Origin of the sequence: Flagellimonas aequoris (assembly GCF_003584165.1) — a bacterium.
Taxonomy (GTDB): domain Bacteria; phylum Bacteroidota; class Bacteroidia; order Flavobacteriales; family Flavobacteriaceae; genus Flagellimonas; species Flagellimonas aequoris.
In genome coordinates, this window is the sequence record NZ_QXFJ01000009.1 from 1 (window position 1) to 12,239 (window position 12,239).

Consider the following 12,239-nt stretch of genomic DNA (forward strand, 5'->3'; position numbering starts at 1 on the left):
TGGAAACGCCGGACATAGTATACCACCCTCGCCGGGTTAAAGTGACCATAGCTGGCCGGACGAAAGTGACCCACCCCCGCCGGGCCAAAGTGACCCACCTTTAGATTAGATCTATCTGTAAAAAGTCTAAGTGCTTTTTTTGTTAAAAAGCACCATGGCGAACAAGCAGATAGACATGCGAAAAACAAAACTGATTTACAAACTGTACACCTCCGGTACGAGCAAGCGTGGGATAAGCCAACAATTGGGCATATCCCGTGTCACGGTCAGGAAGTACATCGAATTCTTCAGGCGGTACCGTTTTACCGCCTACGAAGTGGAGAAGATGACCCTAGAGGAACTCCACAACCTTTTTAAGGACGGGCAAAAGCGCAAGAGCCAACGTTTGCTGACCTTAAGGCAGTACTTTCCCTATTTTGACAAAGAGCTTCGCAAGACCGGGGTGACCAGACAATTGTTATGGGAAGAATATTATGCCAAGCACCCCGATGGCTTCAAGCTCTCACAGTTCAAGTATTGGTACGCCGAATGGCGCAAGGAGACCTCTCCGGTAATGCACATGGAGCACAAGGCCGGCGACAAGCTCTTTATAGACTTCACGGGAAAGAAACTCCATATTGTTGACAGGGACACCGGTGAACTGAAGGAACTGGAGGTGTTCGTGTGTATACTCGGTAGCAGCCAATACACTTATGTAGAGGCCTGTGCAAGCCAAAAACTGGAGGACTTCATCCGCTGCACCGAGAACGCACTATGGTTCTACGGCGGCGTACCAAAGGCCTTGGTGCCGGACAACCTTAAGTCGGCGGTTACCAAGAGCAGCCGTTACGAGCCCAAGGTCAACGAGGTGTTCGCCGACTTTGCCGAACACTACGAAACGGCAGTACTGCCCACACGTACCTATAGGCCAAGGGACAAGGCCATAGTGGAGAACGCCGTGAAGATAATCTACACCAGGGTGTTCGCCCCTTTACGGAACCAGGTCTTCCATAGCATGACCGATATCAACATCGCGATAAGGGAACTGTTGGAAAAACACAACGCAATGTCGTTCAGGGGAAGGGAATATTCCAGGTGTTCGCTTTTTATGGAGATCGAGAAGGACGAACTGATGCCGTTACCGGCGAAACGCTATGAGGTAAAACGCTATGCCCAGGCCACCGTACACAAGAACAGCCATGTTTATTTTGGGAAGGACAAGCATTATTACAGCGTGCCCTACAGGCATATAGGCAAACAGGTCAAGCTGGTCTATACCGACAGTATCGTCGAGATCTACCATAAGCACGAAAGGTTCGCCGTACATACAAGGAACAGGAAGAAATACGGCTATACCACCTTGGCCGACCATATGCCCTCGCACCATCGTTTCATAAGCGAGTGGAGCAGTGAAAAGTTCATCGATTGGGCAAGCGATATCGGCGGACACTGTAAAGGGTACATCATTGCCATCCTGGAGAAGAAGCAACACCCGGAACAATCCTATAAGTCCTGTCTGGGCGTGCTCCACCTTGCCAAAAAGTACGGAAGGGAACGTCTTGACGGTGCCTGTAGGCGTGCCGCGGAATATGGTGCGTACAATTACAATATGGTCGAGCGCATCCTGAAAAAGGGGTGGGACCAGATCGATGAAGGTATCGACGGGGACATGGAAATGCCCGAGCACAACAACATAAGGGGAGGAAAATACTACGAATAGGAACAATACTTAAAAACAGAACATATGAACGAAAAAACAATGCAATCGATGAAAGAAATGAGGCTCTATGGAATGCACAGGGCCTTCACCACAACAATGGAAACCGGCGGTCCGTCCACCGGTTACACCAACGATGAACTGATCGCCTATCTCGTCCAGAGCGAATGGGACGACCGTCACAACCGTAGGATAGAGCGATTGACCAAGTCCGCAAGGTTCAGGTATACGGCCGTCATGGAAGCTATAGACTACCGACCGTCGCGCCAACTGGACAAGAACCTGGTCCGGCGGCTCGGTTCCTGCGGGTTCATCCAAAAAAGGGAGAACATACTTATTACCGGTAGTACCGGCGTGGGCAAAAGTTACCTGGCATCGGCCATCGGCCACCAGGCCTGTTCCATGGGGTCAAAAACGATGTACTTCAATACTGCGAAGCTCTTTACCCTGCTCAAGACATCAAAGGCAGACGGTTCCTATCCAAAACAGATAAACAAACTTGAAAAACAGGACTTGCTCATCTTGGATGACTTCGGCCTTAAACCATTGGACAACATCAATAGGCATGCACTTATGGAGATCATCGAGGACAGGCACGGCAAAAAATCCACTATAATAGCATCACAATTGCCCGTATCAAAGTGGCACGACATTATCGGGGAGAAAACACTGGCCGATGCCATCCTCGACCGTTTGGTGCATACAGCCCACAGAATAGATATAAAAGGAGAATCAATGAGAAGAAAATTGAAAAATAAAAACTAAGTTTAACCCAAGGATAGATCAAATCTGGGCAGTCCATTTGCCATGGTCAGTTTCATCCGGCGAAGGTGGGTCAGTTTACCCGGCTTATCCAGTTTTAACACGTTCCGCAATTGAAAAACCGATAAGTTATACAAGTGATTTTGTTAAAATTAGATCATCACACTTTATTGAATCGCGAAGAAAAATATACACTTCAGACTCAATTAAATACATTCAAGCCACGATAAGGGGGGACAACGAGGAATATATTCCAAATAAAGAGGTACAAGAAAACCTTACGTTTTTCCTTCAAAATATTTTTAGGAAAAAAAGTTTTAGAGAAGGTCAATTACCTATCCTTAATAGAGCAATACAGGGAAAAAGTGTAATTGGTTTACTTCCAACAGGAGGGGGTAAATCATTAACATATCAATTGGCCTCCATTCTTCAACCTGGGGTTACCATGGTCATTGATCCTATTAAATCTTTGATGCAGGACCAGTTTGATAGTTTGGTTAAAAATGGAATTGATTGCTGTAATTTCATCAATTCAAAACTGGATAGGTTTGAAAGAGAAGTTGAAATTGATAAATTAACCAAAAGCAATATTTTATTCTCTTTTATTTCTCCTGAAAGGTTGCAAATAGATAGTTTTAGAACAACTCTTCAATCCATGCATGATAATTCAGTCTATTTTAGTTATTGTGTTATTGATGAAGTTCATTGCGTTTCAGAATGGGGTCATGATTTTAGAACATCATATTTAAGTCTGGGGAAAAATGCCCTGGAACACTGTAAGACTAAAAATTACCCAAACCAGTTAGTCCCCTTGTTTGGTCTCACTGCTACAGCTTCATTCGATGTTCTTTCCGATGTTGAAAGAGAACTTTCAGGAGATGGACAAATGGAGTTGGACGCAGAAGCAATTGTTCGCTTTGAAAACACGAACCGAAACGAGCTTCAGTATCAAGTCATTGAAGTAAAATCGGATTTTGACAAAAAGGACCCAATCACAAAAAAACTGCCTAGTGGAAATAAATTGACATTTTCTGTTTCTCCAATTGAGGGGGCTATTAAGAATAAAATTGCTGAAGACAAACAAGCTAGAATAGTTGAGCTATTAACCGAGATTCCAAAACAAATTGAGTTTTATAATAATCAAAGTGATGAGCTAATTGCTTTAGCTAAGAAAAGAGTTTTCGATGATTCTCAATTGCGTTTGGCAGATATTGCAATTTCGGAATTTAATCCAGATTCTTTCTACGAGCAACAAGATATTGATGAGTCATCGTTTTTTGAAAATGGGGGTATTGTATTTGTACCACATAGAACATGGTATCAGGGAGTAACCGACCAATTCAAATTTGACACCTACGATCAAAAGGTATATGATGATGAGGGTAATATAATTCATGATTTTGGCGATTTCATTTTAGATGATAATGGCAATAAAGTTAGATTGACGCTCTCAAAAAGAAAAGGCATTGCCGATACTATTCAAAAATCAAATTCAAAGTATGCGGTGGGAATCTTCATGGGAAGTTCTGATGAAGATGATAAAACTGGTAAGGAAATTGAAGCTTCATCTTTCTCAAACCAATCAAAGTTCATTAACAGTGAGCAAAATATCATGGTTGCTACTAAGGCTTTTGGAATGGGTATTGACAAGCCAAATGTTCGGTTTACCATACACTTTAATTTTCCAAGTTCAATAGAAAGTTTCGTTCAGGAAGCTGGCAGGGCTGGTCGTGACAGAAAAATAGCATTAAGTTCGATTATATTCAATCAGCAACTTATATACTATTTCAATTCCGATTTTTATAAAGGAATAAAGGACCATTTCACAGAGGACGTTTATAAAAAATTGTCTTTGTTTAAGGGTGAACGTTTTCTTGAAGATGATTTGCGGATTATTTTAAATGAGGTAGGACTCAACAACTTATTTGATGAAGAAGTTTTTAAGGAACATATTGGAATAATCAATGTTGATAGGGACAATTTAAAATACTTCCATGATAACTCTTTCAAGGGTGAAGAAAAGGAAAAGGTTGTTATATATGAACTTCTTAACCGTATAAGTTTTCCGAATTCTAATCAGATTAAAAGTCTATCGGAACAACTTGAAGAAGTTACTGGATTGGATGAAGTTTATTTGTCCTTAAATAATAATTGGTTAAATGTTAATGCAGGTTTTCGCCAGAAAATAGGAGGAATTAATCTTAATAATTTCCGCTATAGCTTTCACTTTTCAGTTTTTGAAAGAAATGTTGCGGAACAAATATTAAATTCTTTAGTTGTCATTATAAAAGCTTCCTTTGTCAGCTACGAAGATACTACACTACTTATCAATTGGCTTAACCAAGCAATTGCCACGGAATTTGAAGATGGTATTGAGAAAAAATTGGAAAATATTGAAACTGGTGATGTTGTCAACCCAGAAATTGAAATTCATTTCAATAACAAATATGCTGATAAGAAAATTTATATTCGAGAATTAACGGCAAAACTTCAGTCATCAATAAGCGAGCGGATTAACCAACAGAATGTCGAAGATTGTTTATGTCCTGATTATATGGAATTCATTGGCAACCTTGCTGATAAAAGGCCCGATTTACAAATCAATGACCTTGATGATCAGGTTTTAAATAAAGCCTTGGTGATATTTTATAGTCCTAGAACAAAAGCAGACACCGACAAAGCTCTGTTTCGTCTTTTATCCATAGGGGTTATTGACGACTATACAGTAGATTATAACAAGAAAACGTATACACTTAAAGTTGTTAAGAAAGCAGAAGGAGAATATAAAAACCGCCTATTTAATTACATAAAACGTTACTACTCTGAAATTCGGGCAAATCAAGAAATTCAAAAAGTTTCAGAGTATCGGGGCAATACTGAAATTCAGAAATGCTTAGGTTTCTTGACCGATTTTATATATCGAGAAATTGAACGAAAACGCCTAAGAGCGATTGATGATATGATTTTTGCTTGCAGAATAGGACTGCAAAAAGATGGAAATGAAGAATTAAAGGATTTCATTTTTATGTATTTCAATTCCAAGTATGCAAAAAAAGACTATACAATTAATGGTGAGGAATATTCCTTGACGGTTGATACAAATGACGCTAAGGATTTTAGTTTTGATAATGTTTGGAAGTATATTGAAGCAATAAAAATTGATGATGGTTCCGAAAAGGACAATGTTAAACATTTGAGGGGAGCTTGTTTGAGATTACTAAGGACAAATCCTGAAAATGGTGCTTTATTGGTTTTAAAATCATTTACGCTGTTTGTCTTGGGCTTTGGCACTAATGAAGTTTTGTATAAGGAAACAAAAGACGGATTTATAGAAGGGTTTAAGTCATTCAGAAGGCATTTTCCAGAAATGCAATTTCAAGATTTGATCAATAACATTCTTTTATTCAAAGAACAAACTTTACAGTTTGCCAATAATAAAGATGAAGTGTTGTTGGTGATGGATGAATTCATCCATTTATTATATGTTGACTTTCATAAAGATTGGCTAGCTAAATTTAATGATAGATATTTAAAAGGTTATGACAGATAATAAAGAACTCTATTCGGCTCTATTTGATTTGGAAAAGGAATTGAACAGTCTCAAATCGGCAAAACAACAAATAGAAGAAGTTATCGCTATAGGTAATAATGTTGTAAAAGGTTTTGAAGTTCTAAATAATAATTATAGCGAATATTTGTCGGGCTTAGGGGATGATTATCAATCTAAGTTGGAATTGCTCGCGAATACAGTTGCGGAGATAAAAACCAAACAAGCTACTTTTTCTGAAGAACTAAAAGATATATCAAGTAGCTTTATCAAAAAGCAGTCTGAATCCAACGAATTGAACCAAAAAAACTTGATGTTATCCACCAAATCCTTAATTGATGAGTTGATAACATCTTTAAATAACACAATAAACTCAACAACCGAGGTTTATCAAAATCAGAATCAAAAGATTAACGAACAACTGGATTTTTATAATTCTTTTGTAAGTAAAGTGGAACAATTGACAACGATAATTGGAAGTGTTGATTTTCCGAATAGATTGGACAAACTTGATAATACAGTAAGTGCAATTAATATAGGGATTCAGAATAACCAAGCAAAACTGGATGAGCTAAATAATTCTGTTAGAAAGGAATTGGGAGAAACAGTCTCAAAAATTAATCAAGGCTTTGAGAATTTGGAAGACCACATTAAAACAAAAAGTCGAAATACAATTATTGCAGTTGGTATAGGGATTGTATTAAGTCTTGGTATTTTATTTAAGTTACTTATGTGATTGCCAAGATTTACAATTAAGTGGATAGGGCGGTCAATGTATACCACGGCCGGATGAAAGTGAGCAGTTCAATTAATCCGCTTTTAGTAGTTTTCAGTAACCATCTCTTCCATTTACATCTTTTGGGCTATAAAAAATTAATTTATAGCTCATACTTTTACTATTTTTGAGCTATAAAAATTAATTATTTAGCTCATGACAGCTTTTAAATGGAACTGGCAACAAAAGGACTGGCCTAATTTCAGATATGATGAGGCAGCTTTGGAGCACCTAGAATATCAGTTTGTCCAAACTAGTGGAGTAGCTCTAGGCTCCATTAAACATATTGATGAGGAAGACAAAAATGAGCTTTTAATTGAAGTTTTGTCGGATGAAGCTCTTACTACATCGGCAATTGAAGGGGAATATCTTGACCGTGGGAGTATTCAGGAATCCATCAAAAAAAACTTAGGACTTGAAACGGAAAGAAAGAAACTTCCCCAAGCTGAATATGGAATATCTGAAATGATGGTCAATCTATATCGTACATATGCAGTACCATTGACCCATGAACAACTTTTTGAGTGGCATCAGATGCTCTCCAATGGCAGAAGGGATTTAGTGGATATTGGAAGATATCGTACCCATGAAGATCCAATGCAAGTTGTTTCAGGACGCCTCGACAAACCGACGGTACATTATGAGGCACCTCCCTCATCACAAATGACGAATGAAATGGAAGCTTATGTTCGTTGGTTCAACGAAACCCACACGACAAACAAATCCAAAATGCTTCCATTGGCCAAGTCAGGATTGGCACATTTTTACTTTTTGGCCATCCACCCCTTTGAAGGCGGAAATGGACGTATTGCTAGAGGGATTTCAGAAAAATCGATTTCCATGGATTTGGGCAGACCAGCACTTATATCCCTATCACAGACCATCGAGTCCAATAAAAAAGAATACTATTCTTCCATCGAAGCCCATAATTTCAAACTAGACCTTACTGAATTCCTACTATACTTTGGGGAAACTATACTTGCAGCACAACAACACACCATCAAAACCATTGACTTTTTGATTCAAAAAGCCAGGTTCTTTGATCAATACTCCCGTTTGATGAACGAACGCCAGCTAAAAGTAGTCCAACGTATGTTCAAAGCAGGATATAAGGGATTTAAAGGAGGGCTTAGTGCGGACAATTATATTCGTATAGCCCAAACATCTGCATCAACGGCCACACGTGATTTAAAGGATTTGGTCAACAAATCCATATTAGTCAAATCTGGTGAACTCAAAAGCACCCGGTACTCACTAAACCTATAGTTCAAAAACGAAGTTTAATTTTATTTGACAATCATACACGTTTTCGTTTTATGAAATTCCCCAGGCCTCTTTCAATTTTTGTGCGGCCTCATAGTTTGAAATTTTGAGATAACGGCGGAAAGCCTTTTCTGATTTATGGCCTGAAATTTTCATGATGAGTTGCACATCAATACCATTTAGGTAAGCATTGGTGCAAAAAGAACGCCTACAGGTATGGGAACTTATCAATTTATATTTCTCCAAAAGTTGGGCTTCTTTAATTGTTCCCCGTTTATGTTCAATTTCTACTTTTTGGTGAAGTTTGGCCGAATCCCCAAGTTCCTTTATGCGCCTGTTGAAAGTGAATGAATCAATATCAGGGGCATATCCATCATATTTTCTCAAAATGCTCTTGACTTGGGAACGAAGTGGCACTACAATTCGGCCAGAAGTCTTCTTTTGTCGGATATTCAAAAACCCATTATCATCCAAATACTCAGGTCGAATCCTTGAAATATCAGAAAACCGAAGCCCTGTCAAACACCCAATTACAAAGAAGTCTTTTACTTTCCTCAATTCTTCATCGGCTTTACAATCTACGGCTGCAATAGCCTGAATTTCATCATCGGACAAATAGATGTGATCCACTTCTTCTTGGACTACCTTGAATGCCGAAAGATCTATGAGCTTTATACGGTTTCTTCGCATACGGTCGTTTAAGAAAGCCTTTAAGTTTTTAACCAACTTGCCTATGGTGTTGTTCTTCATTCCGACACCCCCATTCTTTAATGGAGCATGGTACGCTAGGTAATCCGTCCATTCTTGATAGAAATGATAATCAAAGGCATTGAAATCGATGATGATTCCCGAAAATTCCTGGAAACCCTCCAAATGCTTTCTAAGTGAATTGTAATCCTTGATAACATCTTTGACCACCTTGCTCTTTTTACTTTCTAGATAATGGTCAAATTCAGTAAAAAAGTCTTGGACAGGTTTTGAATTGATGGACGGTTCACCTTCTTCAAATTGTTTCTTGAACATCTTTTTTGAAAGTGGCCTGCCCTGATTTCGATAGCTGGAAACAATTTGATTGGCCAAGCTGTCCATTTGGGTAAGTTGGACAAATTCAGAACCCACTTCCTTTGATTTTTTAAGGAACGATTTATCCTTGTTCCAATACTTCATGGCAATTTCAATTCCCGTATCGATTTGGATTCTTACATGACGATTTTCATAGTATCTTAATTTGATACTATGGGTGCCATTTTTGTTTGGTAATTCTGAAATATAAAAATTGTAATTATACATTTGCGTGCTGCATTCGTGCTGCATTTTTCATGAAAAGTAGTGTTTTATGATGTAAAATAAAAATCAATATTCAATTAAATAATTGATTATCAGTAAAATACTGTATGTTAATGATATGTTAAAAATGTAGGGCAGCATCCCGTCCAGACCGCTTACCAAAATCCTAATTAGTTACTTAATAACTAGTTAGGATTTTTTGGTTTAATAACTGTACGATTCCTGTATGGTAAAAATCCTCTAACTTCCTTTTCAAAGTTAATTTTCACCTATCGCTGCTCTCTATGTGTGTGTAGCTCGAACAGTAGTTTTAGTTAATTTTCAATTGGTATTAAATCGGTGGATAAACTAATTTTCAATGTACTCAAAAGGAGAAAATCAGTAAAATATCTGGTTATAGCGTTCAATTAAAGGGCTTTGGGGATACTTGGATATATTGACTTCATCGGTTTTTTTATTTTGTTATCCACGGTTTGATTAATTTCATTTTGAGTTGAAAGTTTCAAATTCAAAAAACCAAACCTTTATCTGTAGATACCCCGATCTTTAGGACAGGTTTTCTACAAAAAAATTATTATTATCAAGCCGCTCTTTAAAATAAGTCGATTAGTCCTTTTGTAGATACCCCAAAAATTTGGGAATGTAAGTCAAGGAATAAATTTCCTGGAAAAAAAGTATAATAAAAAGGGTCACATTTCTAATTGCTGATGTAGAAGCACAAAGATTTTCACATTTTTTTAAGAAAAAAAGCGAAAATACTCCCTCTCAGTCAACAAATAATCCTTCTCGGATACAAAGTAATCCCTTACAGATCCATAAACCTCTTTAATTTTATCATTGTAAATCAAACGGTTACAAATAAAATGAAATGGATCGTAAAACATAGAAGGATTATTGTGGAGGTCATATGTCTGTTGTACATCATCCTTTTTGCTTATGCCGCTGTCAGCAAACTGTTGGATTTTGAAAGTTTTCGCATTCAATTGGCCCAGTCCCCCCTTCTTACCGCACATGCGGATTGGGTGGCCTGGACGGTTCCCCTTTCAGAACTCATCGTGGCCGGAATGCTTTTTGTTACCCGGCTGCGGTTTTGGGGGCTGAATGCTGCCTTTTTCCTTATGGTCATGTTTACCACCTATATTGTCATCATCCTGAATTTTACCGACTTCATCCCCTGCTCCTGTGGTGGTGTTCTGGAGGATTTGGGATGGACCGAACATTTGGTCTTCAATCTCCTTTTTGTGCTTTTGGCACTGATCGGCATCCTTCTATTGGACCCAAAGGGCAGCTACAGGAGAAACAAAGGCCAACAGCGGAACAATCCTTCGGAACCAAAAAAATTGATGGGCAAACCGCTTGTAATCATAGTGGCACTTGCCTTGGGAAGTATGTCCCTGGTGACGGGCCTATTTCTATGGAGCGAGAATATGGTCCACCATCGGAACAATTTCACCCGACGTTATCCCCACCACCCCATAAAACGCACCCATGAACTGGATCTGGGCTTCAATTCCTATTATTTGGCCGGAGCTGGCCAGGGCAGGATATTTTTGGCCAATCCCACTTCCCCGCTCCATATGGTGGTCAGTGATACCACTTTAAGGGATACGCTACACATCCAAATGAAGATCCCCCATGAAAACATAGGTTTTCGATCCATCAAGACCGTTGTATACCCTCCCTATTTCTATTTCATGGACGGGACGGTACCCATTATATTCAGGGGCAGTACCGATACATGGACCGCTAATCCCATATTAAGGGGCAAAGCCTATTTTTCATTGGCAATACCACTGTCCCCCAACACTTTTGCCATACGGGCACGCAGTACCCAAAACAACGAAAATGAACTTGGACTGGTCCGGTTGGGGGACAGCATCCCATTGTCGTTGAAGCCCGACCTCCTACAAAAACAGGTGGACGGCGTCTTTGATACCGATGGGGTATTGTTGCACGACCCGATATCGAACCAAGTGGTATATGTCCATTATTATCATAACAAGATCATTTTGGCCGATACCCTATTACAAAGAACACACTATGGTCGGACCATCGATACCATCAGTTTTCCCCAGATAAAGGTGGCCACGCTTCAAAAGAGCAATCAACGAAAAATGGCGGCCCCTCCCTTGATCGTCAACAAAAGGGCCGCGGTCAGCAATGGCCTTCTCTTTGTCCAAGGAAATCTCCTGGGCAGGAACGAATCCGAATTTATGTGGAAAAGGGCCTCGGTCATAGACGTTTACAATTTGATGGATTCAAGCTATGTCCTCAGTTTTTATGTGCACCATATACGGAAAGAACCCCTTAAGGATTTTTTGGTCGCCGAGGGAAATTTCATAGGGATCTTTGACCGGACCTTGGTCACCTATAAACTGCAAGGGCCGCCTTTTGATACCATAAGGGCAAATGCCCAAAAAGATACACTTGCAATAATGCAGGATTCGCGCCAAAAACCGGCACAGCTCGGGCAGGCAACCCAAAGTGCCGGACAAAGATATCCGGATGCCCCACCTCAAGGTACAAGGCCTATCACCTTGTTGTTGGAGCTGAACAAAAGCATGGGTCTTAATTTTTAAATTTATTATTATGAGAAAAAATCTTTTAAAAACAATCATGCCCGCTATAGCAATCGTTTTTGCCGTGGCGGCCGCCTTTGCCACACAGGTAAAGACTGAAAGCAGTTCCGCCCTAGTGGATGCATATATCCCTATGGGGCCTGGACAACCTTGTCAAAGCACTCCGATCCAATGTGATACGGATGTGAAGGACAACATTTGTACTTACGGTGACCAAGATGCCTTTGGGTTGGCAAATGATGGCGATCTGACCAGTTGTAGTATTGATCTCTATAGGGATTAAATAGCTATGATCTGGTAATTTGGCTGTGCAGTAGGGGAGCACCGGGA

At 39.5% G+C, this 12,239-nt stretch carries 8 protein-coding genes; 7 read left to right on the plus strand and 1 reads right to left on the minus strand.

All coding sequences use genetic code 11. The annotated features are described in order from the left end of the window. Positions 1 to 154: 154 nt before the first annotated feature. The 5 genes from istA (at position 155) to D2U88_RS02815 (ending at position 8,046) form a co-directional block, all read left to right on the plus strand. The gene (istA, locus tag D2U88_RS02795; RefSeq protein WP_119638271.1) at positions 155 to 1,699 is read left to right on the plus strand and encodes an IS21 family transposase; all 1,545 of its coding nucleotides are present in this window, start codon (positions 155 to 157) and stop codon (positions 1,697 to 1,699) included. Positions 1,700 to 1,723: 24 nt separating this feature from the next. Then, positions 1,724 to 2,461: an IS21-like element helper ATPase IstB gene (istB, locus tag D2U88_RS02800; RefSeq protein ID WP_116186018.1), complete on the plus strand. Its 738-nt coding sequence runs from the start codon at positions 1,724 to 1,726 to the stop codon at positions 2,459 to 2,461. Positions 2,462 to 2,498: 37 nt separating this feature from the next. After that, positions 2,499 to 6,008: a DEAD/DEAH box helicase gene (locus tag D2U88_RS02805; protein ID WP_220473475.1), complete on the plus strand. Its 3,510-nt coding sequence runs from the start codon at positions 2,499 to 2,501 to the stop codon at positions 6,006 to 6,008. Continuing rightward, positions 5,998 to 6,741 (plus strand): hypothetical protein, encoded by a 744-nt coding sequence (locus tag D2U88_RS02810; RefSeq protein WP_119638789.1) that lies wholly within the window; start codon positions 5,998 to 6,000, stop codon positions 6,739 to 6,741. The genes D2U88_RS02805 and D2U88_RS02810 overlap by 11 nt, the downstream gene beginning before the upstream one ends. 195 nt (positions 6,742 to 6,936) lie before the next feature. Further along, complete coding sequence (locus D2U88_RS02815; protein WP_119638790.1) at positions 6,937 to 8,046, plus strand: Fic family protein; 1,110 nt, start codon at positions 6,937 to 6,939, stop codon at positions 8,044 to 8,046. A gap of 48 nt (positions 8,047 to 8,094) precedes the next feature. On the opposite strand, the gene D2U88_RS02820 is transcribed toward D2U88_RS02815, so the two are convergent. After that, positions 8,095 to 9,357, minus strand: coding sequence for a site-specific integrase (locus D2U88_RS02820; protein ID WP_119638791.1), 1,263 nt, complete (start codon positions 9,355 to 9,357; stop codon positions 8,095 to 8,097). Between the two features lie 836 nt (positions 9,358 to 10,193). On the opposite strand from D2U88_RS02820, the gene D2U88_RS19465 reads away from it, so the two are divergent. Both D2U88_RS19465 and D2U88_RS02830 read left to right on the plus strand, forming a co-directional pair. Next, positions 10,194 to 11,909, plus strand: coding sequence for a MauE/DoxX family redox-associated membrane protein (locus tag D2U88_RS19465; protein WP_182859087.1), 1,716 nt, complete (start codon positions 10,194 to 10,196; stop codon positions 11,907 to 11,909). A 10-nt stretch (positions 11,910 to 11,919) separates the two neighbouring features. Then, entirely contained in the window at positions 11,920 to 12,192 is a 273-nt protein-coding gene (locus D2U88_RS02830) for a DUF6520 family protein (RefSeq protein WP_119638792.1), read from the plus strand. The last annotated feature ends 47 nt before the right edge of the window (positions 12,193 to 12,239 follow it).

What these genes read in the sequence shown, in the direction of transcription:
- D2U88_RS19465 (WP_182859087.1), top strand. Translation starts at nt 10,194, where the DNA reads ATGAAATGGATCGTAAAACATAGAAGGATTATTGTGGAGGTCATATGT.
- D2U88_RS02830 (WP_119638792.1), top strand. Translation starts at nt 11,920, where the DNA reads ATGAGAAAAAATCTTTTAAAAACAATCATGCCCGCTATAGCAATCGTT.
- D2U88_RS02810 (WP_119638789.1), top strand. Translation starts at nt 5,998, where the DNA reads ATGACAGATAATAAAGAACTCTATTCGGCTCTATTTGATTTGGAAAAG.
- D2U88_RS02820 (WP_119638791.1), bottom strand. Translation starts at nt 9,357, where the DNA reads ATGCAGCACGAATGCAGCACGCAAATGTATAATTACAATTTTTATATT.
- istA (WP_119638271.1), top strand. Translation starts at nt 155, where the DNA reads ATGGCGAACAAGCAGATAGACATGCGAAAAACAAAACTGATTTACAAA.
- istB (WP_116186018.1), top strand. Translation starts at nt 1,724, where the DNA reads ATGAACGAAAAAACAATGCAATCGATGAAAGAAATGAGGCTCTATGGA.
- D2U88_RS02815 (WP_119638790.1), top strand. Translation starts at nt 6,937, where the DNA reads ATGACAGCTTTTAAATGGAACTGGCAACAAAAGGACTGGCCTAATTTC.